Source organism: Pseudomonas sp. FW305-E2, assembly GCF_058782925.1.
On record NZ_JBYSYE010000068.1, the window covers coordinates 1 to 18,303 of the forward strand.

The following is an 18,303-nucleotide window of genomic DNA, read 5'->3' on the forward strand; positions in this document are numbered from 1 at the left end:
CCCAGAAACAACATGGCCGCCGCCGCCCCCATCATCACCACCGTGGCGCCGAAGTCCGGTTCCATCAGCAGCAAGGCGGCCATGGGCAGCAGTACGATGAACGGTTTGAAGAAGCCCATCCAGGTTTCGCGCACCTCGGTCTGTCGGCGTACCAGGTAGCCGGCCAGGTAAATAACCACGAACACCTTGGCGATTTCCGAAGGCTGCACGTTGAAGAAGCTGAAACCGATCCAGCGCATGGAGCCGTTAACCTCACGGCCGATACCTGGCACCAGCACCAGTACCAGCAGGCCGAAGGCGCCAAGCAGCATCATGAAGCCCATGCGCTGCCAGGTGGCGATCGGCACCAGCATGGTTGCACCGCAGGCCACCAGGCCGAGAAACACGTACACCAGGTGGCGGAACATGTGATACAGCGGGTTGCCGGACTGTACAGCAGCCACTTCCGAAGAGGCCGAAGTGATCATCACCAGGCCCAGACCCAGCAAGGCCAGGCAACCGGCAAGCATCGGGAAGTCCAGATCGACGCCACGGCCGCTGATCAGCGGCGACGGGTAGGGTTTGAAGATGCCGAAGATCATGCAAGACCTCCCGCTGCCTGGGCGAACAGACGCCCCCGTTCCTCGAAGTTCTTGAACATGTCGAGGCTGGCGCATGCTGGCGACAGCAGCACGGCATCGCCGGCCTGGGCCAGCTCGGCACACTGCTGTACGGCATCGTCAAGCGTCTTGACCCGAACCAGTGGCACGGCATCGCCCAAGGCCTCGGCCAGGCGCTCGGCATCACGGCCGAGCAATACCACGGCGCGGCAGAAACGCTTGACCGGCTCGCGCAGCGCAGTGAATTCAGCTCCTTTGCCGTCACCACCGGCGATCAGCACCAACTTGCCTTCGATATCGGCGCCCAGGCCTTCAATGGCGGCCAGGGCAGCACCGACGTTGGTGGCCTTGGAATCGTCGTACCAGTTCACGCCATTACGCTCGCGTACCCACTGGCACCGGTGGGCCAGGCCACCGAACTCGCGCAGGGCCGCGAGCATGGGCTCGAACGGCAGGCCGGCAGCATGCCCCAGGGCCAGCGCCGCCAGGGCGTTGCTCTGGTTGTGAGCACCGCGAACCTTCAGTTCACGCGCCGGCATCAGCGTCTGGAACTCGAACGCCAGGTATTTTTCACCGTCCACTTCACGCAGGCCAAACGCTTTGAAGTCGGGCGAGTTGAGGCCGAAGGTCCAGCATGGTCGGCCTTCCACCGGCAGCGGCCGGCTCAGGGCGTCCTGGCGGTTGACCACAACCTGGCGGGCACCGCGGAAAATCCGGTGCTTGGCCAGGTGGTAGGCCGGAAGGCCGCTATAGCGGTCCATGTGGTCTTCGCTGATGTTCAGAACAGTCGCCACTTCGGCGTTGAGCTGGTCAGTGGTTTCCAGCTGGAAGCTGGAAAGCTCCAGCACGTACAGCTCGATGTCATCGGCCAGCAGGTCGAGCGCCGGGGTACCGAGGTTACCGCCCACGGCCACGCGTTTGCCGGCCTTGGCGGCCATTTCACCGACCAGCGTCGTGACGGTGCTCTTGGCGTTGGAACCGCTGATGGCAATGATCGGCGCCTTGGCATGGCGAGCAAACAGCTCTATGTCGCCAGACAGCTTCACGCCACGCGCGGCCGCCTGCTGCAAGGCCGGCGTGGCCAAGGCCAGACCGGGGCTCACGTACAACTCGTTGGCGCGGCACAGGAAGTCCACATCCAGTTCACCACAGCGCACTTCCACCTGCGGGTAATCACGGCGCAGGGTTTCCAGTTCCGGCGGTTGCTCGCGGGTATCGGCGACCGCAAAGGCAATGCCCCGGCTCGCCAGGAAGCGAACCAGGGACATGCCGCTCTTGCCGAGGCCGACAACGATGCGGAATTGGTCGGAAGCGATCAAAGACACGCTCATCTACCTCAGTTTCAGGGTTGCAAGGCCAATCAGTACCAGGATCACGGTGATGATCCAGAATCGGACGATCACCCGGGGCTCTGGCCAGCCCTTGAGTTCAAAGTGGTGGTGGATCGGCGCCATGCGGAACACGCGCTTGCCGGTCAGCTTGAAGGAAGCGACCTGGATGACCACCGACAGGGTTTCCACCACGAAGATGCCGCCCATGATGAACAGCACGATTTCCTGGCGCACGATGACGGCGATGGTGCCCAGCGCGGCGCCCAGCGCCAGCGCGCCGACGTCACCCATGAACACTTGCGCCGGGTATGTGTTGAACCACAGGAAGCCCAGGCCGGCACCGATCAGCGCGCCGCAGAACACGATCAGCTCGCCCGAGCCCGGCACGTAGGGGATCAGCAGGTACTCGGCGAACTTCACGTTACCCGACAGGTAGCAGAAGATGCCCAGCGCGCCGCCGACCATCACCGTCGGCATGATTGCCAGGCCGTCAAGGCCATCGGTGAGGTTGACCGCGTTGCTCGAGCCGACAATGACGAAGTAGGTCAGTACGACGAAGCCGACGCCCAGCGGAATGGTGACATCCTTGATGAACGGCAGGATCAGCGTGGTCTCGACGCTGGTTGGCGCCGTTTTGTACAGGAACACCGCCGCCGCCAGGCCGAACACCGACTGCCAGAAGTACTTCCAGCGGCTCGGAAGGCCACGCGAGTTCTTTTCGATCACCTTGCGGTAGTCATCGACCCAGCCAATGGCACCGAACGCCAGGGTGACGATCAGCACAACCCAAACATAGCGGTTGCTCAGGTCGGCCCACAGCAAGGTGCTGACGGCGATGGCCGACAGGATCAGCGCACCACCCATGGTCGGGGTGCCGGACTTGGACAGGTGCGATTGCGGGCCGTCGTTACGCACGGCCTGGCCGATTTGGCGAATTTGCAGGGTACGGATCATCCAGGGGCCCAGCCACAGCGCCAGGGACAATGCGGTCAGTACGCCAAGAATCCCGCGCAGGGACAGGTACTGAAAGACCGCAAAGCCTTTGTGGAACTGTTGCAGATACTCGGCCAACAGCAGCAGCATTAATGTTTCTCCCCGCTGGCACCGCACAATGCCGCCACGACGTTTTCCATCGCAGCGCTGCGCGAGCCCTTGATCAAGATAGTGGTGTCACTGGCATTCTCGGCGCTAACTGCATCGATCAGCTCAGCTTGAGTCGCGAAATGGCGGCCATTGGCGCCGAACGCCTTGACCGCATGTGTCATGTTGGAACCCACTGCGTACAGGGCGTCGACCTTGCCACGCGCGTAGTCACCCACCTGACGGTGGCCTTCTTCCGCCCATTGCCCCAATTCGCCGATATCCCCAAGCACCAGAACGGTGCGTCCGGAAAAGCCGGCGAGTATATCAATGGCTGCGCACATAGAGGTGGGATTTGCGTTGTAACTGTCGTCGATTACCCGTACCCCGTTCGGCGCGATCTGCGCCACGGTACGCCCCTTGACCGGTTGCACCGCAGCCAGGCCGGCGGCAATGCCGCTCAGGCTCAGACCAACGGCATGTGCAGCGGCGGCGGCGGCCAAGGCATTGCTGACGTTGTGTTCACCCAGCACATTGAGTTGCACGTCTACCGTTTCACCGGCGCCATGCAGGGTGAAGGACGGGCAGCCACGGGCATCGCGACCAATGTCTGACGCGTGGAAATCGGCCTTCGGGTTGCTGCGTGCGAAACTGACAACCTTGTGCGCACCGGCACGCGCCTTCCAGATATCAAAGGCTTTGTCGTCCAGGTTGAGAATGGCAATACCGCCTTCGCCCAGGCCCTCGAGAATCTCGCCCTTGGCTTCGACGATCTTTTCCGGGCCGCCGAATTCACCAACGTGGGCAGTACCGGCATTGTTGATAATGACCACCTGCGGTTGCGTCAGGCCCACGGTGTAGCGGATTTCGCCAATGCGCGAAGCGCCCAGCTCGATCACTGCTGCGCTGTGCTCCGGTGCGATCTCCAGCAGTGTCAGCGGCGCACCGAGGTCATTGTTCAAGTTGCCGCGGGTAGCGTGCACCAGGCCACGGGTACGCAGGATGCTGGCGAGCATTTCCTTGACCGTGGTCTTGCCGCTGGAACCGGTAATGGCCACTACAGGTTTGTCGAAAGCCGCGCGGTTCAGGGCGCCGAGCTGACCCAGTGCTACACGGCAATCCTTGACCAGTAACTGCGGCAGGTCGACACCGGCCACTTCACGCTCGACCAGGGCAGCCACTGCGCCTTTGGCTTTCACATCCGCCAGGTAGTCATGGCCATCGAAACGCGGGCCGGCCAGGGCGACGAACAGTTGCCCGGCGCTGACACTGCGGCTATCGATGCTGACGCCGGTGAACGTGGCGTCGCCACCGATGTGCTGACCCTTCAGTGCTGTGGTCAGCTGGCTGAGTGACAACGGCTTAAGCATGTGGAGCCTCCCAGGCTGCAAGTGCCTTTTCGGCTTCGGTCAAATCGGAGAAATCATGGCGCTCGCCATTGATCTCCTGGTAATCCTCGTGCCCCTTGCCGGCCAGCACGATCACATCGTTGGCTGCGGCGGTGGCAATCAGGTGCGCAATGGCTTCGCCACGCCCGGCGACGAACTCGACGTCGTCAGGCCTGGTGAAACCGGGGCGAATGTCATCGAAGATGCGCGACGGATCTTCAGTGCGCGGGTTGTCGTCGGTGACCAGTACGCGGTCGGCCAGGCGCTCGGCCACTTCGGCCATCAGCGGGCGCTTGCCGCGATCACGGTCACCGCCGCAGCCGAACAGGCACAACAGCTTGCCATGAGCGTGCGGACGCAGGGCCTCGAGTACTTTTTCAAGTGCATCCGGTGTGTGTGCATAGTCGACCACCACCAGCGGCTTGTCGCCGCCACCCAGGCGTTGCATGCGGCCTACCGGCCCCTGCAGTTGCGGCGTGACCTTGAGAATCTCGTCCAGCGCATAGTCCAGCGCCAGCAGGGTCGCCACAGCGGCCAGCATGTTGCTCAGGTTGAAGCGACCCAGCAGCTGGCTGCGCAAGATACGCTCCCCTTGGGCGGTGACGAGGGTGGCGCGCACGCCATCGTCACTGAATACGGCTTCGCGGCAGAACAGCGAGGCTTCAGGGTTTTCCAGGCTGTAGCTCAGCAGCCGGGTTTCGATATGGTCGACACTCGGGCGACGCTCGAAGTCGGCCGCCAGACGACGACCAAAGTCGTCATCCAGGTTGACCACCTGGCAACGCAGGCTCGGCCAGGCGAACAGCTTGGCCTTGGCGGCCTCATAGGCTTCCATGCTGCCGTGATAGTCGAGGTGGTCGCGGGACAGGTTGGTCATCACCGCGATGTCGAATTCCAGTGCGGCAACCCGGCCTTGCTCCAGGGCATGGGAAGACACTTCCATGGCCACGGCCTTGGCGCCGCCTTTCTTGAGGTCGTTGAGGGTCGATTGCACGGCAATCGGGTCGGGCGTGGTCAGGCGGCCGCTCTGCAACTCGCCGTAGAAACCGGTCCCCAGGGTGCCAATCAGGCCGCAGCGCTGGCCAAGCAGGTCGAGCGCCTGGGCTACCAGTTGGGTCACGCTTGTCTTGCCGTTGGTACCGGTCACGCCGACCAGATTCAACTGGCGGCTCGGTTCACCGTAGAAGCGCCCGGCGATGTCTGACAGCTGAGCGATCAGGCCTTTGACCGGAATCAGCGGCGCATCGGTCAGCGGCAGCACGCTGGCACCCTGCTCTTCGTAGGCCACGGCGGCAGCGCCACGGGCCAGGGCATCGGCGATATGCTCGCGGCCATCGACCTTGGCACCCGGCACCGCCAGGAACAAGTCACCCGGGCGCACATTACGGCTGTCCAGGGTCAGCTCACGAATCAATGGATCACGGCTGGCGTGGGCGAAAAGTTTGCTTAGTGGCATTGTCATCATCCACGCCCTCCCTTGGCGGCTGCTGCATTGACTTGCGATTGCACGGCGGGTGCAGGTGCAGGTGGCGGCAGGTTGTCTGGCGGCACGTTCATCAGGCGCAGGGTGCCGGACATGACCTTGCTGAATACAGGCGCCGATACCAGACCACCGAAGTAGCCGCCCTTGCCCGGCTCGTCGATGACCACAACGATGGCGTAGCGCGGGTCGCTCATTGGCCCGAAGCCGGCGAACAGCGAGCGGTAGGCGTTTTCGGTGTACCCCTTGGCACCCACGGTGGCCTTACGCGCGGTGCCGGACTTGCCGGCCACGTGATAGAACGGCACCTGGGCACGGAAGACGCCGCGCGGCGCTTCGATCACCTGCTGCAGCATGCCTTGAACGGTTTCGGCGACATCCTTCGGAATGGCCTGCACGGCTTCCGGCGCCTTGTCGACCTTGATGATCGACAGCGGCACCATCTTGCCGTCGTTGGCCAGCGCCGCGTAGGCATGCACCAGCTGCAGGGCAGTCACCGATACGCCGTAGCCATAGGACAGGGTTGCGGTCTCGGCCTTGCGCCACTCACGGTGGTTGGGCAGGTTGCCGACACGCTCACCCGGGAAGCCGAGACCGGTGTACTGGCCCAGGCCGACCTGGGACATGACCCGATAGATGGCCTCGCCGCCGATGTCGAAGGCGATCTTGCTCATGCCAACGTTACTGGAGTTGATCAGGATGCCGGTCAAATCAAGAATCGGGCCCTCGCTGCGCGACACGTCCTTGATGGTGTAGCGCCCGATCTGCAGGCTGCCAGGGTACACCTCGACCTTGTCGGTAGGCTTCCAGCGGCCGCTCTGCAACGCCGCACTCATGGAGATCGGCTTGACCGTGGAGCCTGGCTCGAACACGTCGATGATCGCCCGGTTACGCATGGCCGCCGGGAACATGCTACGGCGGTTGTTGGGGTTGTAGGTCGGCTGGTTGACCATGGCCAGGACCTCACCGGTCTTGACGTCCATGATCACCAGGCTGCCGGCCTTGGCGTCCTGTTCGGCAATGGCATTGCGCAGCTCGCGGGTAGCCAGGTACTGCAGGCGCAGGTCTATCGACAACGCCAAGGTCTTCCCGGCCTTGGCGTTCTTGGTTACCTGAATGTCCTTGATCAGCCGGCCGCGCCGGTCCTTGATCACCTGGCGCTTGCCGGGCACACCGGCCAGCCACTCGTCATAGGCCAGCTCCACCCCTTCACGACCGTGGTCGTCGAGGTCGGTAAAGCCGACCATGTGTGCAGTCACATCACCGGCCGGATAGAAGCGGCGGAATTCTTCCAGGCCGTACACACCAGGCACTTTGAGGTCGAGCACGTGCTGGCCCTGCTCGGGGGTCAGCCCCCGGACCAGGTAGATGAACTCTTTGTTGGCCTGCTGGGTCAGGCGCTCGATCAACTGCTGCGGGTTTTGCCCCAGCGCAGCGGCCAATTGCGGCCAGCGCTCCTTAGAGGCCTGCATCTCTTTGGGGTTGGCCCACAACGTGGTGACCGGGGTACTCACGGCCAACGGCTCACCGTTGCGGTCGGTAATCAAGCCGCGGTGCGCCGGGATGGGGATGTGACGCAGGCTGCGTGCATCGCCCTGGCCCTTGAGGAAGTCACGGTCAACCACCTGGAGGTCGATGATGCGCCAGCAAATGGCGCCGACCATGATCGCCAGCAAGCCGATCACTACGCGGAAGCGCCACGGGTAGAGTGCGCCTTCGAGCTTCATCATGGCGCCACCATCCGGACTTCGTCAGCTGATGGCACGCGCATCTTCAACTGCTCGGAGGCCAGGCTCTCGATGCGGCTGGCAGCAGTCCAGGTACTCTGCTCAAGAATCAGCCGGCCCCATTCGGCCTGAGCCTTGTCGCGCTCGTTCAATTCACCGTACAAGGTGTTGAGCAGTTGACGGTTCCAGTGCGCACTGTAGGACACGGCAATGGCCGAAACCAGCACGCCGACAAACAGCAGAAGCATCAGGAAGCTTCCGCCTGGCAAGGGTTTGGCAAGTAGCCTGCTCACCGCAGCTTCTCCGCCACGCGCATCACGGCGCTACGCGACCGCGGGTTGGCCTTGAGCTCAGCCTCGGAGGCGAACTGAGCCTTGCCAATGAGCTTGATTTTCGGCTCGAAGACCTTGTGCTGAACCGGCAGGTTGCGCGGCAGATTGTCAGCCTCACCCTTCACCAGCTTGCGCATGAACAGTTTGACGATACGATCTTCCAGCGAGTGGAAACTGATCACCGCCAAGCGACCACCGACTTCGAGCGCATCGAGCGCAGCCTCAAGGCCGGCCTCCAGGTCGCCCAGTTCGTTGTTGACGTGAATGCGAAGGCCCTGGAAGGCACGGGTAGCCGGGTTCTTGCCCTTTTCCCATGCCGGGTTGGCCACTTTGAGCACCTCCGCCAGGTCGGCGGTACGGGTGAAGGGCTGTTTTTCACGGCGCTCGACCACTGCACGCGCCATGCGCCCGGCAAAGCGTTCTTCGCCGTACTCCTTGAAGACGCGGGCGATTTCTTCCACGGGCGCAGTGGCGATGAACTCGGCGGCACTGATGCCCTGGTCCGGGTTCATGCGCATGTCCAGCGGGCCATCATTGAGGAAGCTGAAGCCACGCTCTGGGTCATCCAGCTGCGGCGAGGACACGCCCAGGTCCAGCAACACACCACTGACCTTGCCGTGCAGGCCGCGCGCTGCGACTTCCGCACCCAGCTCGGCAAAACTGCGCTGCACAATGACAAAGCGGCCGTCTTCGGCCGCCAGCGCTTGCCCCGTGGCAATCGCCTGTGGATCTTTGTCGAAGCCCAAGAGCCGCCCTTGCGGCCCGAGCTTGCTGAGAATCAGACGGCTGTGTCCGCCACGGCCGAAAGTGCCGTCCAGATAGCAACCGTCGGCGCGCAGGGCCAATGCCTCGACAGCTTCGTCGAGCAGGACGGTAATGTGGTTGAAGCCGCTATCTATGGTCACAGGATCAGGTCACGCAATTCGTCGGGCATGGCGCCCGGTTGTTGAATAGCTGCAAGGTCAGCTGCCGAAACCGCGTTCCAGGCATCTTCATCCCACAGCTGGAATTTGTTCAGTTGCCCCACCAGCATCGCCTTCTTGTCGAGCTTGGCGTACTCACGCAGGCGGGGCGGCACCAGGAAACGCCCGCTGCCATCGAGCTCCAGGTCAACCGCATTACCGATCAGCAAACGCTGCAGGCGGCGGTTTTCCTCACGCAACGATGGCAAGGCACGCAACTTGGCTTCTATCTGTTCCCACTCATCGAGGGGATAAACACACAAGCAGGGGTCTACGGCGTCAATGGTCACGATCAGTTGACCATTGCAACGTGAGTCGAGCTCGTCACGGTACCGGCTCGGCATGGCGAGACGGCCCTTTGCATCGAGGCTGACGGCGTTGGCTCCGCGGAACACGGCTGTGATTCCCCACAATGTTAGCTTTTTTGTGTCAGAAAACCCACTTCATCCCACTTTCTGCCACTTGCGCACACTATAGGAATCCGCCCGCAGCACCGTCAAGGCACGTTCATAAGGAAAAGCCTTACAGGACCGAGATTTAGCGCAACAACGGAATGTGGAAGGACTGCCAGAGAGAGAAAAACACGAGAAAAATCAAACCCACGCAAACGAATGGAGTTCGAAGTTAAAGTAATTTATTAAGAGTAAGATTTTTTCGGTATTACCAGAGAGGATCTGCTATCGATTCAAGCAGGGAAAGAAAGGTGGAGAGTCGATCTGTAAGCCGGGTTTTGTCGAGGACAGTCATTCCTCTACGACGGCCATCACTGGACGCCTCTAGCAACCTACCCGGTTCCGACGCGGGCCACGCCTGATGGAACCCTATTTGGTCTTGCTCCGAGTGGGGTTTACCTAGCCACGAACTGTTGCCAGCCGTGCGGTGCGCTCTTACCGCACCTTTTCACCCTTACCGGCACCGAAGTGCTTAGGCGGTTATTTTCTGTGGCACTTTCCGTAGGCTCACGCCTCCCAGGCGTTACCTGGCACTCTGCCCTATGGAGCCCGGACTTTCCTCCCCCTGCTGCTCACACAACAAAAAGTTGCGGAACAAAAACAGGCAGCGACTGTCCGATCGACTCTCCGCCGCCAAGGTTACCGGCACGCGCGCGCAAGAACAAGCGCCACCGACATTTATATCAAAATGCCACTACTCGGCTTTCTGCTTTTCCAGGGCAAGTTGATACAAGAGGTTCTTGCGCACCCCGGTAATTTCCGCTGCAAGCGCCGCCGCCCGCTTCAGTGGCAACTCAGCCAACAGCAGGTCGAGCACGCGCTGTGCTTCGGCACTGATGGCCTGCTCGCCCTCCGGCGCACTCCAACCGCCGACCAGCACCACGCACTCACCGCGCTGCTGATTGCTGTCGCCGGCTACGAACGCACGCAACTCAGCCAGCGGCAAACCCTTGAGGGTCTCGAAGGTCTTGGTCAGTTCGCGCGCCAGCAACGCAGGACGATCGCCACCAAATACCGCCTCCATGTCTTCAAGACACTCCAGGATGCGATGCGGGGCTTCATAGAAGATCAACGTGCGCGGTTCTTCCCTCACCTGCTCCAGGCGCGCCCGGCGCCCTGCCTGCTTGGCCGGCAGGAAGCCTTCGAAGATGAAGCGGTCCGATGGCAGGCCTGCCGCCGATAGCGCGGCGATCAAGGCACAGGCGCCCGGCACCGGCACCACGCTCACCCCTGCGGCCCGCGCCTGACGCACCAAGTGGTAGCCCGGGTCGGAAATCAGAGGCGTGCCGGCATCAGAGACGAGCGCCACATTTTCACCCGCCAGCAGCTTGGAGAGAAAACGCCCGCCCTCGTCACGCTCGTTGTGCTCATGACAAGCGGCCAACGGCGTATCAATGCCAAAGTGTTGCAGCAGACGGATCGAATGACGGGTGTCTTCGGCGGCGATCAGCGCCACGTCCGCCAGCACCTTCAGCGCCCGGGCGCTCATGTCGTCGAGGTTGCCGATGGGGGTTGCCACCACATACAGCGTCCCCACCGCGGATTTCGAAGCCCCTGCCACATCAGTCACTGCGCACACCTGTCATTCGGATCAAAGGCGCCATTGTAGCCCGAGCGCCTGCAACAGGGCGCAAAGAAACTCGCCGGCGATCAGGAACACACCACCTATAGTGAAGGATCGACACAGCAACATCGCGCCCCGGCCAGTGCTTGGGTACAATTGCCGGCCAACTTGATCGAGTAACAGGACCTTTACATGATCGCTTGCCTGCGGCTGCTCACAGCCCTCTGCCTCGCCGCCCTGCTGGCAGCCTGCGCCAGCTCGCCCTCATCCAGCCTGGGCGAACTGCCACGCACCCCGGATGCCAGCATCGAGCAACTGCTCGAAAAGGCCGCTTCCAGCAAGTCTGCAGAAGACGCCGCCCTGCTGCGCCTGAGCGCGGCCGACCTGGCCTACAAGCAGAAGGACTTCCCACGCGCCGCACGCATTCTCGAGCAGGTCCCGCTGGACACGCTCAAGCCGGCCCAGCAAGTGTTCGCCAGCACCCTCGCGGCGGAACTGGCCATGAGCCGCAACCAGCCCAAAGCAGCGCTGACCGCCCTGGCCCACCCGAGCCTGCAGCGCCTTGCCGAGCTGCCGACAGAACAGCAAGTGCGCACCTACAGCGTGCACGCCGCCGCGCTCGAAGCCGACGGCCAGGCCCTGGCTGCCGCACAGCAGCGCACTCTACTGGCCCCGCTGCTTGGCGGCCAGGCCGCCAGCACCAACAATGACGCCATCTGGGCCTTGGTTGCATCGCTTCCGGCAGAGCAACTGCAGCAGCCAACCAACGATCAGACCCTGGCTGGCTGGACCAGCCTGGCCTTCGCCGTGAAAAGCGCTGGCACCCTGGAGCAGCAGCAAGCGGCCATCGAAGCCTGGGTCAAACAGCACCCGGACCACCCTGCCGCCCAGCAACTGCCGCTGGCCCTGACCAAACTCAAGGAACTGGCCAGCCAGCCGCTGACCAAGATCGCCCTGCTGCTGCCTCAGGAAGGCCCGCTGGCCGGTGTAGCCCGCGCCCTGCGCGATGGCTTCATGGCCGCCCACTTCCAGGCCCAGCAAAGCGGCCAGCCAGCGCCTGCGGTGCAGGTGTTCGACAGCTCGCGTATCGGCTCGCTGGACGACTTCTATCGCCAGGCGCAAGCCGCCGGCGTGCAACTGGTCATCGGCCCGCTTGAAAAACCATTGGTCAAACAACTGGCCGCCAAACCACAGCTGCCGATCACCACGCTGGCCCTGAACTACGCCGACGCTGGCCAGAAGGCGCCGCCACAACTGTTCCAGTTCGGTCTGGCGGCCGAAGACGAAGCCCGTGAAGTGGCCCGCCGCGCCCGCGCCGATGGCATGGTCCGCGCCGTAGCCCTGGTGCCGAGCGGCGAATGGGGTGACCGTGTCCTGGCCGCCTTCCGCCAGGACTGGGAAGGCAATGGCGGAACCCTGCTCGCCGCCCAGCGCATCGCCCAGCCGGTCGCCCTGGCCCAGCAGATTGCCGACCTGTTCCAGCTGCGCCAGAGCGAAGGCCGCGCCAAGAGCCTGCAAAGCACGGTGGGCGGCAGCATCGCTGCACAACCGTCGCGCCGCCAGGACATCGACTTCATCTTCCTCGCCTCGACCCCACAACAGGCGCAGCAGATCAAGCCGACCCTGAACTTCCAGTACGCCGGTGATGTGCCGGTCTATGCCACCTCGAACCTGTACAGCGCCAGCGGTGACATCAACCAGTACAATGACATGAACGGCATCCGCTTCTGCGAAACACCGTGGCTGCTCGACACCAGCAACAGCCTGCGTCAACAGGTTGTACAGCAGTGGCCGCAAGCCGCTGGCAGCCTCGGCCGCCTGTATGCCATGGGCGTCGACGCCTACAGCCTGGCGCCGCGCCTGGGCCAGCTGAAAGCGCTACCAGACAACCGCATCCTGGGCCTTTCCGGCAGCCTGAGCATCAATGCCAACCAGCGCGTCGAGCGCCAGCTGCCATGGGCCGAGTTCACCGGCGGCCAGGTCAAGCGCCTGCCTGACACCGCGCGCTGATGGCCGCAGCATCGCCTACCCGTGCCGGGCAAGCGGCAGAAACCCAAGCCCTTGAGTACCTTCAGGGGCAAGGGCTGCAGTTGCTGGCGCGCAACTGGCGATGCAAAGGCGGCGAGCTTGATCTGGTCATGCTCGACGCCGATACAGTAGTATTCGTCGAAGTCCGCTACCGGTTGCACGCGGGCTTCGGAGGCGCCCTCGACAGTATCGACGGGCGCAAGCAGAAACGGTTGGTGCTTGCCGCCAGCCTGTTCCTGCAGAAGGAGGCCCACTGGGGCAACCACCCCTGCCGCTTCGACGTAGTCGCCCTGCAGGGTAGCCACCATGCAGGCAGACCGCTTCAATGGCTGAAAAACGCCTTCGAATGCTGAACCCACTTCGTTTTTTTTGCTCTATGTATCGCGGGCTGGTCGTTGTTGCGCGTAGCAAAGGCCACCGCCCCATTTAAGGTCACCAGATGGACATGCAATCCCGAATTCGCCGGCTGTTCGAGGCCAGCATCGAAACCAAGCAACAGGCAATGGACATCCTGGCACCGCACATCGAGCAGGCCAGTCTGGTCATGGTCAATGCGTTGCTCAACGAGGGCAAGATGCTCGCCTGCGGCAACGGCGGCTCGGCCGGCGATGCCCAGCACTTTTCATCGGAGCTGCTCAACCGCTTCGAGCGCGAGCGTCCCAGCCTGCCAGCCATCGCGCTGACCACCGACAGCTCGACCCTGACCTCGATCGCCAACGACTACAGCTACAACGAAGTCTTTTCCAAGCAGATCCGCGCCCTGGGCCAGCCCGGTGACGTTCTGCTGGCGATCTCCACCAGCGGCAATTCGGCCAACGTAATCCAGGCAATCCAGGCCGCACATGACCGTGAAATGATTGTCGTAGCATTGACGGGTCGCGATGGCGGCGGAATGGCTTCGCTGCTGCTGCCCGAGGACGTGGAAATCCGCGTGCCTTCGACAGTTACCGCGCGTATCCAGGAAGTCCACCTGCTGGCGATCCACTGCCTGTGCGATCTGATCGACAGCCAACTGTTCGGGAGTGAAGAATGACCCCTATGCGCCTCGGCCTGATGGCCCTGACCCTGTGCCTGAGCGTCACTGGTTGCAGCTCGGTACTCACCTCTACCCGCAATTCGCCGATCGAGGACGATCGCGGCACGCGCACCATCGGCAGCAAGATCGACGACTCGCTGATCGAGACCAAGGCTGCCGTGAACATTTCCAAAGCCAATCCAGACCTGGACAAGGGCTCGCACATCGTTGTCAGCAGCTACAACGGTATCGTCCTGCTGGCCGGGCAGACCCCACGCGCTGACCTCAAGAGCCTCGCGGAGCAAACGGCCAGCCAGGTCCAACGGGTCAAGAAAGTACACAATGAGCTGCAAGTGATGCAGCCCTCTTCCATTCTGGCGCGCAACAACGACGCCTGGCTGACCACCAAGATCAAGACCCAGATGCTGACCGACAACGCCGTGCCCAGCTCGCGCATCAAGGTGATTACCGAAAACGGCATCGTCTATCTGCTGGGTCTGGTCACCCGCCAAGAAGCCAACTCGGCCACTGCCGTGGTGCAGGGCGTGTCGGGCGTGCAGAAGATCGTCAAGCTGTTCGAGTACATCGATTGACTCAGTGATTGCCTGGACAGGCCAAACAAAAAGGCGATCCATCTGGATCGCCTTTTTTGTTACTTGACCACTTTCAGGCTTGGCCGGCCAGTCGGACGCGGCGGCTGCCCTCCATCGTCTGGCGGGCCATCGTCATCCGGCTGCACATCATCGTCTTCCAGCTCGTCGCCATCCATCGAAGACGGCTCCAGCTCGAAGACCATACCCTGGCCATTTTCGCGGGCGTAGATACCCAGGATTGCACCAACCGGCACGAACAGCGAGTGAGCCACGCCACTGAAGCGGCCCTCGAAGCTGACTGCGTCATTGTCCATGTGCAGGCTACGCACGGCACTTGGCGAGATATTCAAGACGATCTGGCCATCACTGGCGAAACCATCCGGCACCTGAACTTTCGGGAATTCGGCATTGACCAGCATATGGGGCGTGCAATCGTTGTCGACGATCCACTCGTACAGTGCTCGAACCAGATAGGGGCGACTGGAGTTCATCAACGGCTCCTTAAAGCTTGCGCATTTCACGTTCTACGGAGGACAGGCTCGCCTGAAAAGGCTCGCGGGCGAACTGGCGCTCCATGTAATCCAGCAGCGGCTTGGCTTGCCGCGGCAATTCGATACCCAACACCGGCAAACGCCAGAGTATGGGCAATAGACAGCAATCGACCAGGCTTTGCTCATCACTCATGAAGCAGGCGAACTCGCCAAACAACGGCGAGACCCCGGTCAGGCTTTCGCGCAAGGCCTTGCGCGCTTCGGTTCGGGCAGCTTCACTGCTACGCGGGTCAAGCACGGTATCGGCCAAGGCACACCAGTCGCGCTGGATGCGGTGCATCAGCAAACGGCTGTTGCCACGCGCAACCGGGTATACCGGCATCAGCGGCGGGTGCGGGTAACGCTCCTCGAGGTATTCCATCACCACGGTCGATTCATACAACGCCAGGTCACGGTCGACCAAGGTCGGCACGCTGCCATAAGGATTGACCTCGGCCAGCTTCGGCGGCAGGCGGGCGGGATCGACATCGATCAACTGCACGCTGACGCCCTTCTCGGCCAGAACCAGGCGCACTCGATGAGAATAGTGATCAGCGGGATCGGAATAGCAGGCTAACCTGTTGGTTGCGCCCATGTAGCGGCTCCTCGCACGGATGCTTGTGCAACTTTAAATGAAAACGCGCCCGGGGTGGCCTGGCAATACTGCTAGGCCACCCCGGGCGCGTTCAACAACCAGAAACTACTGCGTGATCAGTGCACGTCCTTCCAGTATTCACGCTTGAGCAAGTAGGCGAATACGAAGAAGAAAGCCAGGTACAGCAACACATAGGTGCCGATGCGCTGGCTTTCCAGTTTGACTGGGTTGGCCGAATAGGCCAGGAAGGTCACAAGGTTCTTGACCTTCTCGTCGAACTGCTCGGTCGTCAGGGTACCGGAATTCGGCGTAATGGTCAGCTGATCGCAAGCTTCATGGGTCAACGGGCTGCCGGTCAACGGGTCGAATTGCTTCTTGCCCTCGACCACCGTCTGCACCTGCTTGCAACCCACCACCTGGTTACCTTGCAGACCAACCAGCACGTTAGGCATGCCGACGTTCGGGAACACCTTGTTGTTCACCCCGTAAGGGCGCGATGGGTCCTCATAGAAGCTGCGCAGGTAGGTGTAAAGCCAATCGGTACCGCGCACGCGGGCAACCAGGGTCAGGTCGGGCGGCGCGGCACCAAACCAGGTCTTGGCGTCGCTGGGCTTCATGCCGATCTGCATGTGGTCACCAATCTTGGCGCCCGTGAACACCAGCTTCTCGAGCATCAATTCATGCGGGATACCCAGGTCATCAGCCACACGCTCGTAACGCTGGAACTTGGCACTGTGACACCCCATGCAATAGTTGGCGAAGGTACGCGCACCATCCTGCATGGCGGCCTTGTCAGTCAGGTCGATATCGACCTTGTCCAGCTCCAGGCCAGTTTCGGCAGCGAAGGAAAAGGCAGGCATCACTGCCAGCAAAAATACTGCAATCAACTTTTTCATCAGCCAGTCACCCTTTCCGGAACCGGTTTGGTCTTCTCAAGCCTTGTGTAGAACGGCATCAGCAGGAAGTAGGCGAAGTACAGCACCGTGCATACCTGCGACAGCAAAGTACGCCCAGGTGTCGGTGCCAGTACGCCCAGCACGCCGAGGATGACGAAGGCCACGCAGAACACCAGCAGGAAGACCTTGCTGATCCAGCCCTTGTAACGCATGGAACGCACCGGGCTGCGGTCGAGCCAGGGCAGTACGAACAGCACGGCGATGGCCGCCCCCATGGCAATGACGCCCATCAGTTTGTCAGGCACCGCACGCAGGATTGCGTAGAACGGTGTGAAGTACCACACCGGCGCGATGTGCTCTGGGGTCTTGAAGGCGTTGGCCTGCTCGAAGTTAGGTTTCTCCAGGAAGTAACCGCCCATTTCAGGGAAGAAGAACACCACGGCGCAGAACACGAACAGGAACACCACCACGCCGACAATGTCTTTGACGGTGTAGTAAGGGTGGAACGGAATACCATCCAGCGGAATACCGTTTTCGTCCTTTTTCTTCTTGATGTCGACGCCATCAGGGTTGTTCGAACCCACTTCGTGCAGGGCGAGGATGTGCAATACCACCAGGCCAAGAATCACGATTGGCAGGGCAACCACATGCAGGGCGAAGAAGCGGTTCAGGGTGATGCCCGAGATCAGGTAGTCACCACGGATCCACTGGGTAAGGTCATCACCGATCACCGGGATGGCACCGAACAGCGAGATGATCACCTGGGCGCCCCAGTACGACATCTGCCCCCATGGCAGCAGGTAGCCCATGAACGCTTCAGCCATCAGCGCCAGATAGATCAGCATGCCGAACAGCCAGACCAGTTCGCGTGGCTTTTGATAGGAGCCATAAAGCAAGCCACGGAACATATGCAGGTAGACCACGATGAAGAACGCTGACGCCCCCGTGGAGTGCAGGTAGCGCAGGATCCAGCCGTATTCCACGTCACGCATGATGTACTCGACCGAGGCGAACGCCTCTTCCGCCGAGGGCGTGAAGCTCATGGTCAGCCACACGCCGGTCACGATCTGGTTGACCAGCACCAGCAATGCCAGGGAGCCGAAGAAGTACAGGAAGTTGAAGTTCTTGGGTGCGTAATACTTGCTGAGGTGGTCTTCCCACATCTTGGTGGCGGGGAAGCGAGCATCAATCCAGTCCATGAACTTGCTCATCATGCGTTCTCCTGGTCGACGCCAATGACGATGATCTCGTCCGACTCATAAGAGTGCGGTGGCACGGGCAGGTTGAGAGGCGCTGGCTGGGACTTGTAGACACGGCCAGCCAGGTCATAGTGAGAGCCGTGGCATGGGCAGAAGTAACCACCTACCCACTTCGGCCCAAGGTCGGCGGGCGCCACCTCTGGTCGGAAGGTGGGCGAGCAGCCCAGGTGCGTGCACAGGCCGACGAGAATAAGAATTTCCGGCTTGATCGAGCGAACCTCAGGGTCGACGTACGCTGGCTGTACCGAGGCCTTGGACTCGGGGTCGGACAGGTCACCCGTGATTTTTTTCAGATTGCCAAGGATTTCCTCCGTTCGCCGCACGATGAATACGGGCTGGCCACGCCACTCGGCCACCATCTGCTGCCCCGCCTCGACCTTGGCGATGTTGACCTTCACCGGTGCACCCGCGGCTTTCGCCTTGGCACTGGGAAACCATGACCCCACGAACGGTACCGCAGCCCCCACTGCCC

19 protein-coding genes and 1 other RNA gene are annotated in these 18,303 nt (G+C 61.8%); 4 read left to right on the forward strand and 16 right to left on the reverse strand.

All coding sequences use genetic code 11. The features are described 5' to 3' along the window. From AC3WLP_RS26555 to rsmI, 11 genes are all read right to left on the reverse strand, one after another. Positions 1-581, reverse strand: a 581-nt coding sequence (locus AC3WLP_RS26555) for an FtsW/RodA/SpoVE family cell cycle protein (RefSeq protein WP_158249209.1), incomplete at its 3' end; no start/stop codon positions are given. Then, positions 578-1,924, reverse strand: coding sequence for a UDP-N-acetylmuramoyl-L-alanine--D-glutamate ligase (gene murD, locus AC3WLP_RS26560; protein ID WP_003251854.1), 1,347 nt, complete (start codon positions 1,922-1,924; stop codon positions 578-580). The genes AC3WLP_RS26555 and murD, both read right to left, overlap by 4 nt. Before the next feature lie 6 nt (positions 1,925-1,930). Continuing rightward, positions 1,931-3,013, reverse strand: a complete 1,083-nt coding sequence (gene mraY, locus AC3WLP_RS26565; RefSeq protein ID WP_003251852.1) for a phospho-N-acetylmuramoyl-pentapeptide-transferase — start codon at positions 3,011-3,013, stop codon at positions 1,931-1,933. Further along, positions 3,013-4,380 (reverse strand): UDP-N-acetylmuramoyl-tripeptide--D-alanyl-D-alanine ligase, encoded by a 1,368-nt coding sequence (locus tag AC3WLP_RS26570; protein ID WP_088513328.1) that lies wholly within the window; start codon positions 4,378-4,380, stop codon positions 3,013-3,015. Before AC3WLP_RS26570 ends, mraY begins: the two co-directional genes overlap by 1 nt. After that, complete coding sequence (locus AC3WLP_RS26575) at positions 4,373-5,860, reverse strand: UDP-N-acetylmuramoyl-L-alanyl-D-glutamate--2,6-diaminopimelate ligase (RefSeq protein ID WP_088513368.1); 1,488 nt, start codon at positions 5,858-5,860, stop codon at positions 4,373-4,375. The genes AC3WLP_RS26570 and AC3WLP_RS26575 overlap by 8 nt, the downstream gene beginning before the upstream one ends. Beyond that, entirely contained in the window at positions 5,860-7,605 is a 1,746-nt protein-coding gene (locus tag AC3WLP_RS26580) for a peptidoglycan D,D-transpeptidase FtsI family protein (RefSeq protein ID WP_161775025.1), read from the reverse strand. Before AC3WLP_RS26580 ends, AC3WLP_RS26575 begins: the two co-directional genes overlap by 1 nt. Beyond that, the gene (gene ftsL, locus AC3WLP_RS26585; protein WP_003251845.1) at positions 7,605-7,898 is read right to left on the reverse strand and encodes a cell division protein FtsL; all 294 of its coding nucleotides are present in this window, start codon (positions 7,896-7,898) and stop codon (positions 7,605-7,607) included. Before ftsL ends, AC3WLP_RS26580 begins: the two co-directional genes overlap by 1 nt. Further along, complete coding sequence (rsmH, locus tag AC3WLP_RS26590) at positions 7,895-8,842, reverse strand: 16S rRNA (cytosine(1402)-N(4))-methyltransferase RsmH (RefSeq protein ID WP_003251843.1); 948 nt, start codon at positions 8,840-8,842, stop codon at positions 7,895-7,897. The genes ftsL and rsmH overlap by 4 nt, the downstream gene beginning before the upstream one ends. Continuing rightward, on the reverse strand, positions 8,839-9,294 hold the full coding sequence (gene mraZ / locus AC3WLP_RS26595) for a division/cell wall cluster transcriptional repressor MraZ (protein ID WP_004575120.1): 456 nt from the start codon (positions 9,292-9,294) through the stop codon (positions 8,839-8,841). The genes rsmH and mraZ overlap by 4 nt, the downstream gene beginning before the upstream one ends. A 308-nt stretch (positions 9,295-9,602) precedes the next feature. Next, positions 9,603-9,978, reverse strand: an RNA gene (gene rnpB, locus AC3WLP_RS26600) — RNase P RNA component class A. Positions 9,979-10,045: 67 nt separating this feature from the next. Next, positions 10,046-10,921 carry a 16S rRNA (cytidine(1402)-2'-O)-methyltransferase gene (gene rsmI / locus AC3WLP_RS26605; RefSeq protein WP_003251840.1) on the reverse strand — a complete coding sequence of 292 codons (876 nt, stop codon included), beginning with the start codon at positions 10,919-10,921 and terminating at the stop codon, positions 10,046-10,048. A gap of 186 nt (positions 10,922-11,107) precedes the next feature. On the opposite strand from rsmI, the gene AC3WLP_RS26610 reads away from it, so the two are divergent. From AC3WLP_RS26610 to AC3WLP_RS26625, 4 genes are all read left to right on the forward strand, one after another. Next, complete coding sequence (locus AC3WLP_RS26610) at positions 11,108-12,925, forward strand: penicillin-binding protein activator (protein ID WP_012053655.1); 1,818 nt, start codon at positions 11,108-11,110, stop codon at positions 12,923-12,925. Beyond that, a complete protein-coding gene (locus tag AC3WLP_RS26615) occupies positions 12,925-13,296 on the forward strand; it encodes a YraN family protein (protein ID WP_012053656.1) in 372 nt (123 codons plus the stop codon). Before AC3WLP_RS26610 ends, AC3WLP_RS26615 begins: the two co-directional genes overlap by 1 nt. An 86-nt stretch (positions 13,297-13,382) precedes the next feature. Beyond that, positions 13,383-13,976, forward strand: coding sequence for a phosphoheptose isomerase (locus AC3WLP_RS26620; RefSeq protein ID WP_012053657.1), 594 nt, complete (start codon positions 13,383-13,385; stop codon positions 13,974-13,976). Then, positions 13,973-14,551, forward strand: a complete 579-nt coding sequence (locus AC3WLP_RS26625) for a BON domain-containing protein (protein ID WP_003251832.1) — start codon at positions 13,973-13,975, stop codon at positions 14,549-14,551. The genes AC3WLP_RS26620 and AC3WLP_RS26625 overlap by 4 nt, the downstream gene beginning before the upstream one ends. Before the next feature lie 59 nt (positions 14,552-14,610). On the opposite strand, the gene AC3WLP_RS26630 is transcribed toward AC3WLP_RS26625, so the two are convergent. The 5 genes from AC3WLP_RS26630 to petA form a co-directional block, all read right to left on the reverse strand. Beyond that, positions 14,611-15,042, reverse strand: coding sequence for a ClpXP protease specificity-enhancing factor (locus AC3WLP_RS26630; protein WP_003251830.1), 432 nt, complete (start codon positions 15,040-15,042; stop codon positions 14,611-14,613). Between the two features lie 10 nt (positions 15,043-15,052). Further along, entirely contained in the window at positions 15,053-15,676 is a 624-nt protein-coding gene (locus AC3WLP_RS26635; protein WP_003251828.1) for a glutathione S-transferase N-terminal domain-containing protein, read from the reverse strand. 116 nt (positions 15,677-15,792) lie between these two features. After that, positions 15,793-16,572: a cytochrome c1 gene (locus AC3WLP_RS26640; protein ID WP_003251826.1), complete on the reverse strand. Its 780-nt coding sequence runs from the start codon at positions 16,570-16,572 to the stop codon at positions 15,793-15,795. Then, positions 16,572-17,783: a cytochrome b gene (locus AC3WLP_RS26645; RefSeq protein WP_003251825.1), complete on the reverse strand. Its 1,212-nt coding sequence runs from the start codon at positions 17,781-17,783 to the stop codon at positions 16,572-16,574. Before AC3WLP_RS26645 ends, AC3WLP_RS26640 begins: the two co-directional genes overlap by 1 nt. After that, positions 17,783-18,303 (reverse strand): ubiquinol-cytochrome c reductase iron-sulfur subunit (petA, locus tag AC3WLP_RS26650; RefSeq protein WP_256596099.1); only part of this gene is annotated, 521 nt, incomplete at its 5' end. The genes petA and AC3WLP_RS26645, both read right to left, overlap by 1 nt.